Genomic DNA, 16,458 nt, shown 5'->3' with positions numbered 1-16,458 from the left:
ACATGGCTATTCGCAAGTACAAGCCCACCACGCCGGGCCGTCGCGGCTCGAGCGTGGCGGACTTCGCCGAGATCACGCGTACGACGCCCGAGAAGTCGCTGGTCGAGCCGCTGCCCAAGAAGGGCGGCCGCAACAACCAGGGCCGGATCACCACCCGTCACCAGGGTGGTGGCCACAAGCGCGCCTACCGCGTCATCGACTTCAAGCGCTACGACAAGGACGGCGTGCCGGCCAAGGTCGCTCACATCGAGTACGACCCCAACCGCACCGCCCGCATCGCGCTGCTGCACTACGCCGATGGCGAGAAGCGCTACATCATCGCGCCCGAGGGCCTGAAGCAGGGCATGGCGGTCGAGGCCGGTACCGGCGCCGACATCAAGCCCGGCAACAACCTGCCGCTGCGCAACATCCCGGTCGGCACCACGATCCACGCGATCGAGCTCCGTCCCGGTGGCGGCGCCAAGATGGGCCGCTCCGCCGGTGCCAAGGTGCAGCTCGTCGCCAAGGAGGGCTCGAAGGCGCAGCTGCGCCTGCCCTCCGGCGAGATGCGCTACGTCGACGTCCGCTGCCGCGCCTCCATCGGTGAGGTCGGCAACTCGGAGCAGTCGAACATCAACTGGGGCAAGGCCGGCCGCAACCGCTGGAAGGGCAAGCGCCCGACCGTCCGCGGTGTCGCCATGAACCCGATCGACCACCCGCACGGTGGCGGTGAGGGCAAGACCTCCGGTGGCCGTCACCCGGTCAGCCCGTGGGGCAAGCCCGAGGGCCGTACGCGCAAGCGCAAGGCCAGCGACCAGATGATCGTCCGCCGCCGCAAGAGCGGTCGCTGAGAGAGGACCTGGAGAAAAAGATGCCTCGTAGTTTGAAGAAGGGTCCCTTCGTTGACGGCCACCTCGAGAAGAAGGTGGACGCTCAGAACGCGGCCGAGACCCACAACGTGATCAAGACCTGGTCCCGTCGCTCGATGATCCTGCCGTCCTTCATCGGACACACGATCGCCGTGCACGACGGCCGCAAGCACGTTCCCGTGTTCATCACCGACTCGATGGTTGGCCACAAGCTGGGGGAGTTCGCTCCCACCCGCACGTTCAAGGGCCATGAGAAGGACGACCGGAAGGCGAAGCGCCGATGAGTGCCACCACCCGTGACAACGTGAGCGAGCGCCGCGCGCGCCTGCTCGGCGACCGCCCCGGCGCCTTCGCCGTGGCGCGGTACGTCCGCGTCACCGCGCAGAAGTCGCGCCGTGTCGCCGACCTGATCCGCGGATCGCGCGTCGAGGACGCCCTGACCATGCTGAAGTTCCAGCCGCAGGCTGTGGCCGAGAACTTCTACAAGCTGGTCGACTCGGCTGCCTCGAACGCCGAGACCACCGAAGGACTGGATCGTTCGACCCTGGTCATCACCACCGTGCTGGTCGACGAGGGCCCGACGATGAAGCGCTGGCGCCCGCGCGCCAAGGGTGCGGCCAACCGCATCCTCAAGCGCACGAGCCACCTGACGGTGGTCGTCGAACCCGCAACCGACGAGAAGAAGGGTGGCAACTGACATGGGTCAGAAGATCAACCCGCACGGTTTCCGCCTGGGCATCTCCACGGATCACAAGAGCCGCTGGTACGCCGACAAGCTGTACTCCAGCTACGTCGGCGAGGACGTCAAGATCCGCCGCCTGCTCACCAAGGGCATGGATCGCGCCGGCATCAGCCGCGTCGAGATCGAGCGCACCCGTGACCGTGTCCGCGTGGACATCCACACGGCGCGTCCGGGCATCGTCATCGGTCGCCGTGGCGCCGAGGCCGACCGCATCCGCGGCGACCTGGAGAAGCTGACCGGCAAGCAGGTCCAGCTGAACATCCTCGAGGTCAAGCAGCCCGAGATGGACGCCCAGCTCGTCGCGCAGGGCGTGGCCGAGCAGCTGTCCGGTCGTGTGCAGTTCCGTCGTGCCATGCGCAAGGCGATGCAGACCACGATGCGTTCGGGCGCCAAGGGCATCCGGATCCAGTGCTCGGGTCGTCTCGGCGGCGCCGAGATGAGCCGCTCGGAGTTCTACCGCGAGGGTCGCGTCCCGCTGCACACGCTGCGCGCCGACGTCGACTACGGCTTCTACGAGGCCAAGACGACCTTCGGCCGCATCGGCGTGAAGGTCTGGATCTACAAGGGCGAGGTCGCCGGTACCCGGGCCGAGCGCGAGGCCGAGGCGGCCCGTCGCGCGGCTGCTCCGGGCAGCCGTCGTCCCGGCCGTGGTGAGCGTGGCGGCGCCCGTCGCCCCGCTCGTGACGCCGCTCCCGCCGCTGCTCCGGCCGCCACCGAGGCGGCTCCCGCAGCTGCTCCCGCGGCCACTGAAGGAGTTGAGTCCTGATGTTGATGCCTCGTCGCGTCAAGTACCGCAAGCAGCACCACCCCAAGCGCCGCGGCATGGCCAAGGGCGGCACCGAGCTGGCCTTCGGCGAGTTCGGCATCCAGGCGGTCGAGGGTCACTACGTGACCAACCGTCAGATCGAGTCCGCTCGTATCGCCATGACCCGTCACATCAAGCGTGGCGGCAAGGTCTGGATCAACATCTACCCGGACCGTCCGCTGACCAAGAAGCCCGCCGAGACCCGCATGGGCTCCGGCAAGGGCTCGCCCGAGTGGTGGGTGGCGAACGTCAAGCCCGGCCGTGTCATGTTCGAGCTCTCCGGTGTCACCGAAGAGGTCGCCCGTGAGGCGATGCGCCGCGCGATCCACAAGCTGCCCATGAAGGCACGCTTCATCACCCGCGAGACAGGAGACCTGTGATGGCAAGCAACACCGCAGAGCTCCGCGACCTCACTGCCGATGACCTGGCCGCGAAGCTGAAGGAGGCCAAGGAGGAGCTGTTCAACCTGCGCTTCCAGAACGCCACCGGTCAGCTCGACAACACCGCGCGTCTGCGCACGGTGCGCAAGGACATCGCGCGCATCTACACGGTCATCCGTGAGCGCGAGCTCGGCATCATCGAGGAGGTTCAGGCATGAGCACGAAGGACACTGAAGTGAGCAACGAACGTTCCTCGCGCAAGATCCGTGAGGGTCTGGTCGTCAGCGACAAGATGGACAAGACCGTCGTCGTCAGCATCGAGGAGCGCTTCAAGCACCCGCTGTACGGCAAGGTGCTGCGCCGCAACATCAAGCTGAAGGCCCACGACGAGGCCAACGCGGCCGGCATCGGCGACCGTGTGCTCCTGTCGGAGACGCGTCCGCTCTCGGCCACCAAGCGTTGGCGGGTCGTGGAGATCCTCGAGAAGGCGAAGTGAGAGACAGATGATTCAGCAGGAGTCGCGACTCAAGGTCGCCGACAACACGGGTGCCAAGGAGATCCTCTGCATCCGCGTTCTCGGCGGCTCCGGTCGTCGCTACGCCGGTATCGGCGACACGATCGTCGCCACCGTCAAGGACGCGATCCCCGGAGGCAACGTCAAGAAGGGCGATGTCGTCAAGGCGGTCATCGTGCGCACCACCAAGGAGCGCCGCCGTCCTGACGGTTCGTACATCAAGTTCGACGAGAACGCTGCCGTGATCCTCAAGACCGACGGCGATCCGCGTGGAACCCGCATCTTCGGCCCCGTGGGCCGCGAGCTGCGCGACAAGAAGTTCATGCGCATCATCTCGCTCGCTCCGGAGGTGCTCTGAGATGGCAGGAATCCGCAAGGGTGACCAGGTCAAGGTCATCGCCGGCAAGGACAAGGGCGTCGAGGGCAAGATCATCGGTGTCCTGGAGAACGACCGCGTCGTCGTCGAGGGCGTGAACCGCGTCCAGAAGCACACGCGTGCCGGCCAGACCGGGACCGAGGGCGGCATCATCACCGCCGAGGCCCCGATCCACGTCTCGAACGTCATGCTCGTGGTCGACGCCGACGGCGGCAAGACCACCACCAAGATCGGCTCGGGCGTCGTCGACGGCAAGAAGACCCGCATCAGCCGCAAGACCGGAAAGGAGATCTGAGATGGCAACCACCACCGCGCCTCGCCTGAAGGCGAAGTACCGCGAGGAGATCGTGGCCGCGCTGCGGGAGCAGTTCGACTACGACAACGTCATGCAGGTCCCCGGCCTGACCAAGATCGTCGTCAACATGGGCGTCGGTGAGGCGGCCCGCGACGGCAAGCTCATCGAGGGTGCCATCAAGGACCTCACGGCCATCACCGGCCAGAAGCCCCAGGTCACGAAGGCCCGCAAGTCCATCGCCCAGTTCAAGCTGCGTGAGGGCATGCCGATCGGCGCGCACGTCACGCTGCGTGGCGACCGCATGTGGGAGTTCCTCGACCGCCTGCTGACGCTCGCGCTGCCGCGCATCCGCGACTTCCGCGGTCTGTCGCCCAAGCAGTTCGACGGCCGGGGCAACTACACGTTCGGCCTGACCGAGCAGGTCATGTTCCACGAGATCGACCAGGACAAGATCGATCGCAGCCGGGGCATGGACATCACGGTCGTCACCACGGCCACCAACGACGATGAGGGCCGCGCTCTGCTCAAGCTGCTCGGCTTCCCGTACAAGGAGAACTGACATGGCGAAGACCGGTCTGAAGGTCAAGCAGTCCCGTACGCCGAAGTTCGGCGTCCGTGGCTACACGCGCTGCCAGCGCTGCGGCCGTCCCCGCTCCGTCTACCGCAAGTTCGGCCTGTGCCGCATCTGCCTGCGGGAGATGGCGCACCGGGGCGAGCTGCCCGGCGTGACGAAGTCCTCTTGGTAATCGCGCGACTTTAAGAAACCACTTCACACCGCAGCAGGTCCCCTCCCACGGCCCACGGCCGGACGAGACGGAAACCGCAGCGAGAAACGGAACACACTGAAATGACGATGACCGATCCGATCGCGGACATGCTCACGCGTGTCCGCAACGGCAACCAGGCGTACCACGACGCCGTCACGATGCCGCACTCCAAGCTGAAGGAGGGCGTCGCCGCCATCCTGAAGCAGGAGGGCTACATCACCGACTACGCCGTGGCCGAGCCGACCGAGGGCGAGGTCGGCAAGTCGCTGACCATCACCCTCAAGTACGGCCCGCACCGCGAGCGCTCGATTGCCGGCATCCGCCGCATCAGCAAGCCGGGGCTGCGCGTCTACGCCAAGTCCAACAACCTTCCGAAGGTCCTCGGCGGCCTGGGCGTGGCGATCATCTCCACGAGCCAGGGTCTGCAGACCGACCGTCAGGCCAACAACAACGGAGTGGGTGGGGAAGTCCTCGCCTACGTCTGGTGACGAGAGAGGACTGAACATGTCGCGCATCGGCAAGCTCCCCGTCGCCGTCCCCTCCGGCGTCGACGTCAACATCGACGGCCAGACCGTCACGGTCAAGGGTCCCAAGGGCCAGCTCTCGCACACCGTCGCCGAGCCCATCACCGTCCGCAAGGACGATGACGGCGCGCTGGCGGTCGAGCGTCCCAACGACGAGCGTCGCAGCAAGGCCCTTCACGGCCTGTCCCGCACGCTGGTCAACAACATGGTCATCGGTGTCACCGAGGGCTACGAGAAGAAGCTCGAGATCGTCGGCGTCGGTTACCGCGTGCTCCCCAAGGGCCCGTCGGAGATCGAGCTGAACCTCGGCTTCAGCCACCCGGTGCCGTTCACGGCGCCCGAGGGCATCACGTTCACCGTCGAGGGTCCGACCAAGCTGACCGTCTCGGGCATCGACAAGCAGGTCGTGGGCGAGGTCGCCGCCAACATCCGCAAGATCCGCAAGCCGGAGCCCTACAAGGGCAAGGGCGTGCGGTACGCGGGAGAGCGCATCCTGCGCAAGGCCGGAAAGGCTGGTAAGTAAGCCATGGCAATCTCGATCAAGCACGCCAAGCACACTGCGGGTCGGGTCGCGTCGCGTCAGCGCCGCCAGATCCGTGGCCGCAAGAAGATCCAGGGTTCGGCCGAGCGTCCTCGCCTGGTCGTCACCCGCTCGAGCAAGCACATCGTCGCGCAGGTCGTCAACGACCTCGAGGGACACACGCTCGCGTCGGCTTCCACCATGGAGTCGGACCTGCGTTCGTTCGAGGGCGACAAGACGGCCAAGGCCAAGAAGGTCGGCGAGCTGCTCGCCGATCGCGCCAAGGCTGCCGGTGTCGGCTCGGTGGTGTTCGACCGCGCGGGCAACAAGTACGCCGGTCGCGTCGCCGCGCTGGCCGACGGCGCCCGCGAGGGCGGACTGGAGTTCTGATGACCATCACGACGAACAAGGGGAGTGCCGCATGAGCACGCGCCGACAGGGTGGCGAGCGTCGCGGAGGCCGCGGCGACCGCAACGCCGAGAAGTCCAACTACATCGAGAAGGTCGTCACGATCAACCGTGTGGCCAAGGTCGTCAAGGGCGGCCGGCGCTTCAGCTTCACCGCGCTGGTCATCGTCGGTGACGGCGACGGCCAGGTCGGTGTCGGCTACGGCAAGGCCAAGGAAGTTCCCACGGCCATCGCCAAGGGTGTCGAGGAGGCGAAGAAGTCGTTCTTCCGCGTCCCCCGCATCCAGGGCACCATCCCGCACCCGGTGCAGGGTGAGAAGGCGGCCGGTGTCGTCTTCCTGCGCCCGGCGTCGCCCGGTACCGGCGTCATCGCCGGTGGCCCGGTCCGCGCCGTGCTGGAGGCCGCTGGCATCCATGACGTCCTGAGCAAGTCGCTCGGCTCCTCGAACGCGATCAACATCGTCCACGCGACGGTGGAGGCGCTGCGCTCGCTGGAGTCGCCGCAGGACGTGGCCACGCGCCGCGGCCTGACGGTCGAGGAGGTCGCCCCCGCCGCCCTGATCAAGGCCGGCAAGCTGAAGCACGGCGAGACCGCGGAGGTGACCGTCTGATGGGCAAGCTCGAAGTCACCCAGGTCCGATCGGGCATCGGTCGCGAGCAGAACCAGCGCAACACGCTGCGTTCGCTCGGGCTCAAGCGCATCGGCGACGTCAAGGTCGTCGAGGACCGTCCCGAAATCCGCGGCATGGTCAACACCATCCCGCACCTCGTCACCTTTAAGGAGGTCGACTGATCATGGCGATCAAGTTGCACCACCTGCGTCCCGCCCCGGGCGCCAAGACCGCCAAGACCCGCGTGGGTCGCGGTGAGGGCTCCAAGGGCAAGACCGCCGGTCGTGGCACCAAGGGCACGAAGGCCCGCTACCAGGTGTCCGCCGGCTTCGAAGGCGGCCAGATCCCGCTCCACATGCGCCTGCCGAAGCTCAAGGGCTTCACGAACCCGTTCCGGGTCGAGTACCAGGTCGTCAACGTGGGCCGGATCGCCGAGCTCTTCACCGAGGGCGGCACGGTCGACGTGGCCACGCTCGTCGAGAAGGGTGCGGTCCGCAAGGGCCGTCCCGTCAAGGTGCTCGGTGGCGGCGACATCGACGTCGCGGTCCAGGTGACCGTCGACAAGGTGTCCGCCTCGGCCCAGGCCAAGATCGAGGCCGCCGGCGGTTCCGTCAGCGCGTCCTGACGCCAACTGCAGGATCCGAAGCGATCGTCGGGCGGGTTCTCCCCATGAGGAGAGCCCGCCCGTTTCGCTCACTGTTACAGTCAGACGGCGTCATGCCGTGAAGCGGGAGGAAGTTCGTGCTCAAAGTCTTCGTGAACGCGTTCAGGACACCTGAACTGCGTCGCAAGATCCTCTTCGTCCTGGGGATCGTGGTGCTCTTCAGGATGGGCTCGATGCTGCCCGCGCCCGGCGTCAACGTGGCGAACGTGCGCGAGTGCGTCGACCTCGCCGCGGGCGGCGAGAACGCCGGCCTGTTCGCCCTCATCAACGTCTTCTCCGGCGGTGCGCTGCTGCAGCTGACCGTGTTCGCGCTCGGCATCATGCCCTACATCACCGCGAGCATCATCCTGCAGCTGCTCGTCGTGGTGATCCCGCGGCTGGAGGCCCTCAAGAAGGAGGGCCAGTCCGGCCAGGCGAAGATCACGCAGTACACCCGCTACCTCACCGTCGGCCTGGCGATCCTGCAGGCGGCGGGCATCGTGGCGCTGGCGCGCAGCGGCGACCTCTTCCAGGGCGCCTGCAACCTGCCGCTGCTCTACAGCCCCGACAGCATGGCCTCGTACCTGCTGATCGTCACGGTCATGGTCGCCGGCACCACCGTCATCATGTGGTTCGGCGAGCTCATCACCGACCGTGGCGTCGGCAACGGCATGTCGATCCTGATCTTCACGCAGGTCGTCGCCACCTTCCCCGGCGCGATGTGGAACATCCGCCAGACGAACGGCTGGACCACCTTCGCCATCGTCGTGGCCGTCGGCCTGGCCGTGGTGGCGCTGGTCATCTTCATCGAGCAGGCCCAGCGCCGGATCCCGGTCCAGTACGCCAAGCGCATGGTCGGCCGCCGCATGTTCGGTGGCTCCTCCACCTACATCCCGCTCAAGGTGAACCAGGCCGGCATCATCCCGGTCATCTTCGCCTCCAGCCTGATGTACCTGCCGGTGCTGTGGGTCAACTTCAACTCCGACTCCTCGGCCGCCAGCTGGATCCAGGACCACTTCGTCACGGGCGACCACCCGTACTACATGGCCACGTTCTTCGCACTGATCGTGTTCTTCACGTACTTCTACGTGTCGATCACCTTCAACCCCGAGGAGGTCGCCGACAACATGAAGAAGTACGGCGGCTTCATCCCGGGCATCCGCGCCGGCAAGCCCACGCAGGACTACCTGGGCTACGTCCTCTCGCGCATCACCGCGCCGGGCGCGCTGTACCTCGGCCTGATCTCCTTGATCCCGATGCTGGCGATCGCCCTGGTCGGGGCCAATCAGAACTTCCCGTTCGGCGGCACGACGATCCTGATCATCGTGGGCGTCGGGCTCGACACGGTGAAGCAGATCGAAAGCCAGTTGCAGCAGCGCAACTACGAAGGGTTCCTGAAGTGACGCGACTCCTCATCATGGGTCCGCCCGGCGCGGGCAAGGGCACGCAGGCCGTGGCGCTCGCCGAGCGCATCCACGGTGCGCACGTCTCCACCGGCGACATCTTCCGCGAGAACGTCGCGAAGGAGACCGAGCTGGGCCAGGCCGCCAAGCGCTACATGGACGCCGGCGAGTACGTGCCGGACGAGGTCACCAACGCGATGGTGGCCGACCGGCTCGCGCAGGACGACGCCCGCGAGGCGTTCCTGCTCGACGGCTACCCGCGCACCCTCGACCAGGTCGCCAAGCTCGACCAGATCCTGGCCGACCTCGGCTCGGGCCTCGACGGCGTCATCGCCCTGACGGTCGTCGAGGACGAGCTCATCGGCCGCCTGCTCGAGCGGGCCAAGGTGAGCGGTCGCTCCGACGACACCGAAGAGGTCATCCGGCACCGCCAGGAGGTGTACCGGAACGAGACCGCGCCCCTGCTGGCCGTGTACCGCGACCGTGGCCTGCTGATCGAGGTCGACGGCATGGGCACTCCGGAAGAGGTCGGCGCGCGCATCGCCGAGGCTCTCTCCACCCGCGCCTGAGTGGCGGTTCTCGATGTTCGGTGAGTCGATCGAGCTGAAGACCGCCGAGCAGTTGGTCACCATGCGCCAGGCCGGCCTGGTGGTGGGCCGCACCCTCGAGGTGCTGCGCAGCGCTGTCGCCCCCGGAGTCAGCACGGGCGACCTCGACGCGCTGGCGCGCGAGCGTCTGGCCGCCGAGGGCGCCACGTCCAACTTCCTGGGCTACCACGGCTTCACGGGCGTCATCTGCGCCTCGGTGAACGACGAGATCGTCCACGGCATCCCCGGCGACCGTGTGCTCGCCGAGGGCGACCTGGTCTCGATCGACTTCGGCGCGGTGGTCGACGGCTGGCACGGCGACGCCGCGATCAGCGTCCCGGTCGGCGAGGTCGCACCCGAGGTCGCCGAGCTCAACCGGGTCACCGAGGAGTCGCTGTGGCGGGGCATCGCCGCCGCCCGCATCGGTGGTCGGGTCGGCGACATCTCGCACGCGATCGAGTCCTACGTCCGCAGCCAGGGACGCTACGGCATCACCGACGGGTTCACGGGGCACGGGATCGGGTCCGAGATGCACCAGGCCCCCGACGTGCCGAACAGCGGCCGCCGCGGCAAGGGACCGAAGCTCGCGCTCGGCATGGCGCTGGCCATCGAGCCGATGATCACGCTGGGCACCTCGCGCGCCGCGATCCTCGAGGACGACTGGACCGCCGTCACCACCGACGGCACCTGGGCGGCGCACCACGAGCACTCGATCACGGTGACCACCGAGGGCGTCTGGGTGCTCACCGCTCTCGACGGCGGAGCCGCACGTCTCGCCGAGCTCGGCGTGCCCTGCGCCGAACCTGCCTGAGCCTCCCACTGACCGCGAGTGGCGCAGTTTCGCCCGCCACTCGCCGAGTGGTGGGCGATTCTGCGCCATTCGGCGTGAGTGCGCGCTGGGCGGGGTTGGGTCGCGGGGGAGACTGAGGGCATGAGTCTTCGCTCGGTCGTCCCGTTCCTGCTGGCCGTCGTCCTGCTCGCGGGGTGCGGTCAGGGCGAGTCGTCGGGTGACGGCGCCGACCCGAGTCCCAGCGCCTCGGCCGAGGGCGCGGACCAGCAGCAGGCCGCCGAGGCCCTCCTGCGGCGCCATCTCCTCGCCGCGGACGCGGGCGACTGCGACACGGTGAAGGAGACGGTCCTTGTACCCGAGCAGGTCGAGTGTGGTGACGTCCGCGAGCAGGAGGGCCGGTGGAGCGCCGACGGCACCGACCTGGAGGAGGTGCCGATGAGCGTCGAGGTCTTCGACGACAGCGCCACGGTCACGGTGCAGTGGCCGAAGGGCCCGGAGGACACCTGGGACCTGCAACGTGCCGAGGGGGAGTGGCTGGTCCTGTCGGCCGACAGCGGGGACGACGTCTGAGCGACGTCTCAGCGACGACTCACCCGTCGGACTCGGCGGCGAACTCCCCCGGTGTCAGGCCGGTGACGGCGCGGAAGTCCCGTCCGAAGTGGGCCTGGTCGGCGTAGCCGAGGTCGGCTGCGACGCGCGCCAGGTCGGGGCGGGGCTCCTCACGCAGTCGCTCGGCGGCCTCGTGGAGCCGCCGGCGCTGGACGAGCCATTTCGGCGAGAGCCCGATGCGCCGCGCGGTGAGCCGCTGCAGCGTGCGCTCGGTGAGGGCGAACTTCTCGCACACCTGGCTCACCCGCTGGACGTCGGTGTCGCCCTCGACGTACTCGACGATCGCGTTGACGAGCAGGCCCTCCTCGTCCACGGGCAGGAGCGCCGCCAGCCACGCCTCCATCACAGCGACGGCGGCTCGCTGCCGCTGCGGATCGTGCGGGTCCTCGCCGACCGCCGAGCGGATCCCGGTGACCAGCTCCTCGTCGGCGAGGGGGACGGATCCGTCCGTCAGCCGGTCCACCGGCCCACCGGCGAGCGCGAGTCCGGCCGCGGGCTGGAGCATCGTGCCCAGCGCCCAGCCGGAGCCTCCGAGCTCGGTGGTCGACAGCCCGCTGCTCGGCCCCACGAGGAGTGCGTACTCGTGCGAGACCACCAGGAGGCAGACCGGGTACTGCAGCACACGTTGCACCGACACCGCGCCTTCGGGCAGCGACCAGACGGGCATCCAGTACCGCCGGACGACCGACGCGAGCCCAGGGGAGGGGGCGAAGCGGTGGATCGGCGGCGTGTAGCCCGACGCGTCGAGCAGGTGGGCCCGCTCGGTCGGGTCGATGCGCCGCACGTCCTCTCCGGTCATGTGTCGGATTCTTTCAAGAGTCGAGGTCGTCCCGCGACCATGCTGGGGGCATGACCTCCTACTTCGACGCAGCCGACCGCTTCTCCGCCACCGTGGCCGCCACGACCGACTGGTCCGCCGCGTCCCCGTGCGCGGACTGGACCGCCGCCGACGTGGTCGCCCACGTGATCGACTCGCAGCGCGACTTCTTCGCGCGGCACGAGATCGACCTCGGCGAGCGGCCGACGGGCCCTCCCGCGCAGGCCTGGGCCGCCCACCTCGACGCCGTCCGCCCCTACGCCGCCGACCCGGCAGTGACCTCGCGCGAGTTCGACGGCTTCTTCGGCCGGACCACCATCGGCGCCACGCTGGACGCCTTCTACGGCTTCGACCTCGTGGTGCACGGCTGGGACCTCGGCGCGTCCAACGGGCGGCCCACCACGTTCTCCGAAGCGGACATGGACGCGCTGGACGCCGCGTTCGTGGGCTTCGGCGACCACGCCTACGACGACGGGGTGTTCGGCCGGCCGGTCGACGTGCCGGACGACGCTGACCGGCAGACGAGGCTGCTGGCACGGATGGGCCGCCGCCCCCGGGTCACGGCCTGAGGCGGGTTCAGCGGTGCAGCTCGGCGGTGCAGCACTTCACGCTGCCACCGCCCTTGACGAACTCCGAGAGCTCGACCGGCACCGGGTGGTAGCCGCGATCCCGCAGTGTCGCGGCGAGCTCCGGAGCCTCGCTCGGGAGCACGACGTTCGCGCCGTCGCTGACGAGGTTCAGTCCGAACGCGAGCGCCTCGGCCTCCGAGCACTCCAGCGACGCGGGGAACAGGCGTCGCAGCGTACGACGCGCCGCCGCGCTGAAGGCGCCGGGGAACCACGCGATGTCAGCGGGTGCGTCGCCCCAGCCGTCGTCGAGCACACCGAGCGCGACGTCGAGGTGGTAGAACCGCGGGTCGACCAGCTCGAGCGAGACGACCGGGCGTCCGAGCGCCGCCTCGGCCTCGTGGTGGGCGTCCCGCGACGTGCGGAAGCCGTGGCCGGCGAGCACGACGTCGCGCGTCACGAGGAAGTCACCCTCGCCCTCGTTGATGTGGCTCGGACGCTGGACCTCACGGCCGCACGCCCGGAGGAAGTCGACGTGCGCGTGGGCCTCGGCCTGGCGCTGCGGGAAGGCGAAGGCCGCCCCGTACGTGCGGTCCCCGACGGACACGGCGCCGTTCGCGGCGAACACCATGTCGGGCAGACCCGGGACCGGCTCGAGCAGGTCGACGCGGTGCCCGAGCGCCCGGTACACGTCCCGCAGTCCCTGCCACTGCGCCTGCGCGAGGCCGGCGTCCACCGGGTTCGTGAGGTCCATCCACGGGTTGATCGAGTAGACGACCTCGAACTCGGTGGGTGGGCACATCGCGTAGTGGCGCGTGCGCGCGCTGCGGGCCGGGGCGGCCTGCGGCGTGGTCAGGATCTGCGTCATGGATCTCCTCGGGCGGGGGATGACACGAGCGTAGGGACTCCGGACGACGGGAACCAGCCGTTTATCCCTCGCATGACCTGCGCTTTCTTGTGCGTTTCGCTTGTCATGGTTTGATACGTTGCGCCCATGAGCCTGGACCAGATCGATCGTTCCCTTCTGGACGCCCTCACCGAGGACGGTCGCGCGAGCTATGCCGCACTCGGCTCGCGGGTCGGGCTGTCCGCGCCGGCGGTCAAGCGCCGGGTGGACCGGCTCGTGGAGACGGGCGTGATCAGCGGGTTCACCGTGGTCGTCGACCCGCACCACCGCGGCTGGACCACCGAGGCCTACGTCGAGGTGCACTGCCAGGGCACGATCTCGCCGCGCGTGCTGCGCGAGGCGTTCCTGCAGGTGCCCCAGGTCCACGCGGCAGCCACCGTCTCCGGTGCCGCGGACGCGATCCTGCACCTGGTGGCCGAGGACGTGCGCGACCTCGAGTCCGCGCTGGAGCAGATCCGCGTCGGCGCCGCCAGCGTGAGCCAGACCGAGACGTCGATCGTGCTGTCGCGGCTCATCCACGACCGGCACGGGGTCGAGGGGGACTGACCCGGCGATCCACGGTCCGGACCCCGGCCGAGGGTCTAGCCTGTGGCGCATGGGACGACATCGCGCTGCCTCCGTCGGGGCCGGACTCGTCGGCGCGCTCGTCTTCGTGGAGTTCGTCAGCGGATTCCTCCAGGGCTACTACACGCCGCTGGCCACCGACATCGCGCGTCACCTCGACATCAACGACGCCGACGTCAACTGGTTCGAGGCGGCGCAGCTGCTCCTCTCGGCGCTGTGCGTGCCGCCGCTGTCCAAGCTCGGTGATCTCATCGGCCACCAGCGGGTGCTGGTCTGGGCGGCCGTCCTCACGGCGGTCGCCACGTGCGGCATCGCCTTCTCCACCTCGTTCCAGAGCTACCTCGTGTTCTGGGCGCTGCAGGGCGTCTTCACCGTGTGGCTGCCGCTCGAGGTGGCGCTGATCTACCGACGCAGCGCGGGCCTGCCCCAACGGGCCGCCGCCACCCGGCGGGCGACCGGAGTCATCGTGGCCGCGCTGCAGGCCGGTGCGATCGCCGGAGCGCTCTCGGCCGGTGCGACCTCGGCGCTGTTCGACTCGCTGTGGATGGTGCTCGCCGTGCCCGGCGTCCTGACCGTGGTGGTCGTGTTCGTCATCGTCGGCTTCGTGCCGGGCACGCACGAGCGCCAGGCCGGCAGCCTCGACGTTCCCGGACTCCTGCTCCTGAGCGCCAGCCTGCTGCTGGTGACCGGCGGCCTCTCGCTCGTGCGGATCGTCGGCGTCGCCTCGCCCTGGCCATGGCTCGCCATCGCCCTGGGTGCGCTGGTCCTGGTGCCGTTCGTCCAGCACGAGCTGGGGGCGGCCGATCCGATCATCGACCTGCGGGTCATGCGCCAGGCGTCGATGTGGCCCGTGCAGTTCACGGCGCTGCTGTTCGGCGTCAGCGTGCTCGGCGCGCAGATCCCGCTCTCGACGTTCGCCCAGACCGATCCCGACGTGCACGGCTACGGGCTCGGCCTCACCGCGAGCTCCGTGGCCCCGGTGATCGGCGGCTACGTACTGTCGATGCTCATCGGCGCGCTCGTGTTCGCGCGACTCAGCCAGCGCTTCACCCCGCGTGCGTGCCTCATCGCGGCGGCGGGTCTCGTGGGCCTGGGCTACGCCGCGCTGGTGCCGCTGCACTTCTCGGTGGCCCAGATGGCCGTGTGCATGGTCGTCGCCGGCCTCGGTTCGGGAGCGCTCGTCGCCGCCCTGCCCGCCGCCGCGGCCGCCGCCGCGCCCGAGGGGCGCACCGCCGTGGCTACCGGACTGACCAACACCACCAAGACGATCGGCGGCTCCTTCGCCTCGTGCATCTTCGGTGTGGCCCTGGCCGCCGGCGCCACCCACGCGGCCGCCGCGTCGATGTCGGGCTACTACACCGTCTGGATCGTGTGCTCGGCCACGGCGTTCGTGGCCGCCGTCGGACTGACCTTCGTGCCGCGGCTGGCGTTCGCCGACCCGGCCGGGATCGAGGAGGAGATCGGGCGATGAACGCCGCCGCACGCCTGGCCGAGCTGATCGGCTGTCGCACCGTGTCTGCCCCGGACGAGCGGGACGAGGCCGAGTTCGTGGCCTTCCGCGAGACGTTCGCGCGGCTGTACCCGAGCCTGCACACCGCCCTGGAGCTCACCGAGTTCCCGGGTGGCACGCTGCTCTTCCGCTGGCCCGGTCGCAGCACCGAGCGGCCGCTCGTGCTGATGGCGCACTACGACGTGGTGCCCGCCCCGGCGGAGCAGTGGGACCGCGATCCGTTCGCAGGAGTGATCGAGGACGGCTTCGTCCATGGCCGCGGCGCCCTCGACGACAAAGGACCGCTGGTCTGCATCGCCGAGGCGGTGGAGTCACTGCTGGCCGAGGGCTTCGAGCCCGCCCGCGACGTCTACCTCTCGTTCGGGTCCGACGAGGAGGTGTTCGGGCACGGTGCGGCCGAGGTGGTCGACCACCTCGACTCGATGGGCGTGCGCCCGTGGCTCGTCTCGGACGAGGGTGGCGCGATCGTGGACGACGGGCTGCCGGGAGTGTCGGCGACCACCGCGATGGTCGCGATCGTCGAGAAGGGCACGGTCGACGTCGGCCTGCTCGCGCGCGGGGGAGGAGGTCACGCCTCCACGCCGGCGAAGAACGGCGCCACCGCGCGCCTGGCCCGCGCCATCGTGCGGATCGACCGGCATCCGGCGAGGCCGCACCTGTCCGACCCGGTCCTGCAGATGCTCGACGCGCTGTCGGGTCTCGTGCCGAAACCGCTGGCTCCGGTGCTCCAGCACGCCGGCCGGGCCAACCGCCCGGTGGCCGAGCTGCTGGCGCGGCTCGGCAAGGAGACCGGCGCCATGGTCCGCACGACGATGGCGGTCACGCAGGTCAGCGGCAGCCCGGCCCGCAACGTCCTCGCCACCGAGGCACGCGCCAACGTCAACGTCCGGCTCGCCGTGGGCGACACCCGCGAGCGACTGCGCCGCCGGCTCGAGAGGCTGTTCCGCGGGCTCGACGTCGAGATCGAGCGGATGGACGGCGAGGACCCGCCGCCGGCCTCGCGCACCGACAACGACGCGTGGCGCGCCCTGGGCGAGGCCATCGCGGCGCTCGGTCCCGGGATCTCGGTCGTGCCGTACGTGCAGACCGGTGGTACCGACTCTCGGCACTTCACGCGGATCAGCGACTCGGTCTACCGGTTCGCACCCCTGCACATGAGCCGGGCGCAGCGCGACTCGATCCACGCGCCGAACGAGAAGGTCGCGATCGACACGCTCGAGCGTGGCAGCGCGTTCCACCGCGCACTCATCACCGGCATGGGCTGAACCGGGCT

At 69.3% G+C, this 16,458-nt stretch carries 27 protein-coding genes; 25 read left to right on the top strand and 2 right to left on the bottom strand.

Features of this window, described 5'->3' with window-relative positions; translation table 11 throughout:
- Nucleotides 1–2: 2 nt before the first annotated feature.
- The 21 genes from rplB to ACY1JX_RS07565 all read left to right on the top strand — a co-directional run bounded on the left by rplB (nt 3) and on the right by ACY1JX_RS07565 (nt 10,782).
- Complete coding sequence (rplB, locus tag ACY1JX_RS07665) at nt 3–830, top strand: 50S ribosomal protein L2 (RefSeq protein WP_181754440.1); 828 nt, start codon at nt 3–5, stop codon at nt 828–830.
- A 20-nt stretch (nt 831–850) separates the two neighbouring features.
- Nucleotides 851–1,132: a 30S ribosomal protein S19 gene (gene rpsS, locus ACY1JX_RS07660; RefSeq protein ID WP_078699126.1), complete on the top strand. Its 282-nt coding sequence runs from the start codon at nt 851–853 to the stop codon at nt 1,130–1,132.
- Complete coding sequence (gene rplV / locus ACY1JX_RS07655) at nt 1,129–1,545, top strand: 50S ribosomal protein L22 (RefSeq protein WP_181754448.1); 417 nt, start codon at nt 1,129–1,131, stop codon at nt 1,543–1,545. Before rpsS ends, rplV begins: the two co-directional genes overlap by 4 nt.
- Nucleotide 1,546: 1 nt before the next feature.
- Nucleotides 1,547–2,356: a 30S ribosomal protein S3 gene (rpsC, locus tag ACY1JX_RS07650; protein ID WP_078699124.1), complete on the top strand. Its 810-nt coding sequence runs from the start codon at nt 1,547–1,549 to the stop codon at nt 2,354–2,356.
- Nucleotides 2,356–2,775, top strand: coding sequence for a 50S ribosomal protein L16 (gene rplP / locus ACY1JX_RS07645; RefSeq protein ID WP_181754450.1), 420 nt, complete (start codon nt 2,356–2,358; stop codon nt 2,773–2,775). Before rpsC ends, rplP begins: the two co-directional genes overlap by 1 nt.
- Complete coding sequence (gene rpmC / locus ACY1JX_RS07640) at nt 2,775–2,993, top strand: 50S ribosomal protein L29 (RefSeq protein WP_078699122.1); 219 nt, start codon at nt 2,775–2,777, stop codon at nt 2,991–2,993. The genes rplP and rpmC overlap by 1 nt, the downstream gene beginning before the upstream one ends.
- On the top strand, nt 2,990–3,271 hold the full coding sequence (rpsQ, locus tag ACY1JX_RS07635) for a 30S ribosomal protein S17 (protein ID WP_078699121.1): 282 nt from the start codon (nt 2,990–2,992) through the stop codon (nt 3,269–3,271). Before rpmC ends, rpsQ begins: the two co-directional genes overlap by 4 nt.
- A 7-nt stretch (nt 3,272–3,278) precedes the next feature.
- The gene (rplN, locus tag ACY1JX_RS07630) at nt 3,279–3,647 is read left to right on the top strand and encodes a 50S ribosomal protein L14 (protein WP_078699120.1); all 369 of its coding nucleotides are present in this window, start codon (nt 3,279–3,281) and stop codon (nt 3,645–3,647) included.
- A gap of 1 nt (nt 3,648) precedes the next feature.
- Nucleotides 3,649–3,960 (top strand): 50S ribosomal protein L24, encoded by a 312-nt coding sequence (gene rplX / locus ACY1JX_RS07625; protein WP_181754454.1) that lies wholly within the window; start codon nt 3,649–3,651, stop codon nt 3,958–3,960.
- 1 nt (nt 3,961) lies between these two features.
- Entirely contained in the window at nt 3,962–4,519 is a 558-nt protein-coding gene (gene rplE, locus ACY1JX_RS07620; protein WP_181754456.1) for a 50S ribosomal protein L5, read from the top strand.
- Between the two features lies 1 nt (nt 4,520).
- Nucleotides 4,521–4,706, top strand: coding sequence for a type Z 30S ribosomal protein S14 (locus tag ACY1JX_RS07615; protein WP_078699117.1), 186 nt, complete (start codon nt 4,521–4,523; stop codon nt 4,704–4,706).
- 101 nt (nt 4,707–4,807) lie between these two features.
- The gene (rpsH, locus tag ACY1JX_RS07610; protein WP_181754458.1) at nt 4,808–5,215 is read left to right on the top strand and encodes a 30S ribosomal protein S8; all 408 of its coding nucleotides are present in this window, start codon (nt 4,808–4,810) and stop codon (nt 5,213–5,215) included.
- Between the two features lie 16 nt (nt 5,216–5,231).
- On the top strand, nt 5,232–5,774 hold the full coding sequence (rplF, locus tag ACY1JX_RS07605; protein WP_078699115.1) for a 50S ribosomal protein L6: 543 nt from the start codon (nt 5,232–5,234) through the stop codon (nt 5,772–5,774).
- Nucleotides 5,775–5,777: 3 nt separating this feature from the next.
- Nucleotides 5,778–6,161: a 50S ribosomal protein L18 gene (rplR, locus tag ACY1JX_RS07600; protein ID WP_181754462.1), complete on the top strand. Its 384-nt coding sequence runs from the start codon at nt 5,778–5,780 to the stop codon at nt 6,159–6,161.
- Nucleotides 6,162–6,192: 31 nt separating this feature from the next.
- Nucleotides 6,193–6,789 carry a 30S ribosomal protein S5 gene (gene rpsE / locus ACY1JX_RS07595; RefSeq protein ID WP_078699113.1) on the top strand — a complete coding sequence of 199 codons (597 nt, stop codon included), beginning with the start codon at nt 6,193–6,195 and terminating at the stop codon, nt 6,787–6,789.
- Nucleotides 6,789–6,971 carry a 50S ribosomal protein L30 gene (rpmD, locus tag ACY1JX_RS07590; RefSeq protein WP_078699112.1) on the top strand — a complete coding sequence of 61 codons (183 nt, stop codon included), beginning with the start codon at nt 6,789–6,791 and terminating at the stop codon, nt 6,969–6,971. The genes rpsE and rpmD overlap by 1 nt, the downstream gene beginning before the upstream one ends.
- 2 nt (nt 6,972–6,973) lie before the next feature.
- Nucleotides 6,974–7,414 carry a 50S ribosomal protein L15 gene (gene rplO / locus ACY1JX_RS07585; RefSeq protein ID WP_462565752.1) on the top strand — a complete coding sequence of 147 codons (441 nt, stop codon included), beginning with the start codon at nt 6,974–6,976 and terminating at the stop codon, nt 7,412–7,414.
- A 116-nt stretch (nt 7,415–7,530) separates the two neighbouring features.
- Nucleotides 7,531–8,835 (top strand): preprotein translocase subunit SecY, encoded by a 1,305-nt coding sequence (gene secY / locus ACY1JX_RS07580; protein ID WP_181754468.1) that lies wholly within the window; start codon nt 7,531–7,533, stop codon nt 8,833–8,835.
- Nucleotides 8,836–8,849: 14 nt separating this feature from the next.
- The gene (locus ACY1JX_RS07575) at nt 8,850–9,404 is read left to right on the top strand and encodes an adenylate kinase (protein ID WP_181756186.1); all 555 of its coding nucleotides are present in this window, start codon (nt 8,850–8,852) and stop codon (nt 9,402–9,404) included.
- A 13-nt stretch (nt 9,405–9,417) separates the two neighbouring features.
- Entirely contained in the window at nt 9,418–10,233 is an 816-nt protein-coding gene (map, locus tag ACY1JX_RS07570; RefSeq protein ID WP_462565751.1) for a type I methionyl aminopeptidase, read from the top strand.
- A 120-nt stretch (nt 10,234–10,353) separates the two neighbouring features.
- Entirely contained in the window at nt 10,354–10,782 is a 429-nt protein-coding gene (locus ACY1JX_RS07565) for a hypothetical protein (RefSeq protein WP_462565750.1), read from the top strand.
- Nucleotides 10,783–10,801: 19 nt separating this feature from the next.
- On the opposite strand, the gene ACY1JX_RS07560 is transcribed toward ACY1JX_RS07565, so the two are convergent.
- The gene (locus tag ACY1JX_RS07560; protein WP_462565749.1) at nt 10,802–11,620 is read right to left on the bottom strand and encodes a helix-turn-helix domain-containing protein; all 819 of its coding nucleotides are present in this window, start codon (nt 11,618–11,620) and stop codon (nt 10,802–10,804) included.
- A gap of 50 nt (nt 11,621–11,670) precedes the next feature.
- On the opposite strand from ACY1JX_RS07560, the gene ACY1JX_RS07555 reads away from it, so the two are divergent.
- Entirely contained in the window at nt 11,671–12,207 is a 537-nt protein-coding gene (locus tag ACY1JX_RS07555; RefSeq protein WP_462565748.1) for a maleylpyruvate isomerase N-terminal domain-containing protein, read from the top strand.
- 7 nt (nt 12,208–12,214) lie between these two features.
- Here the strand turns inward: ACY1JX_RS07555 and ddaH are convergent, their stop codons facing one another.
- On the bottom strand, nt 12,215–13,072 hold the full coding sequence (gene ddaH, locus ACY1JX_RS07550) for a dimethylargininase (RefSeq protein ID WP_462565747.1): 858 nt from the start codon (nt 13,070–13,072) through the stop codon (nt 12,215–12,217).
- A gap of 126 nt (nt 13,073–13,198) precedes the next feature.
- Between ddaH and ACY1JX_RS07545 the strand changes: the two genes are divergently transcribed.
- Genes ACY1JX_RS07545 through ACY1JX_RS07535 form a run of 3 tightly spaced genes read left to right on the top strand, consistent with a single transcriptional unit; the run spans nt 13,199 to nt 16,450 of the window.
- Nucleotides 13,199–13,657, top strand: a complete 459-nt coding sequence (locus ACY1JX_RS07545) for an Lrp/AsnC family transcriptional regulator (RefSeq protein ID WP_181754479.1) — start codon at nt 13,199–13,201, stop codon at nt 13,655–13,657.
- A gap of 49 nt (nt 13,658–13,706) precedes the next feature.
- Complete coding sequence (locus ACY1JX_RS07540; protein ID WP_462565746.1) at nt 13,707–15,146, top strand: MFS transporter; 1,440 nt, start codon at nt 13,707–13,709, stop codon at nt 15,144–15,146.
- On the top strand, nt 15,143–16,450 hold the full coding sequence (locus ACY1JX_RS07535; protein WP_462565745.1) for a M20/M25/M40 family metallo-hydrolase: 1,308 nt from the start codon (nt 15,143–15,145) through the stop codon (nt 16,448–16,450). The genes ACY1JX_RS07540 and ACY1JX_RS07535 overlap by 4 nt, the downstream gene beginning before the upstream one ends.
- The last annotated feature ends 8 nt before the right edge of the window (nt 16,451–16,458 follow it).

The sequence above is a fragment of the Aeromicrobium sp. JP4 genome (assembly GCF_054957925.1).
Note: the sequence above shows the minus strand (reverse complement) of the source record. Positions and strands in the feature narration are given on the sequence as shown.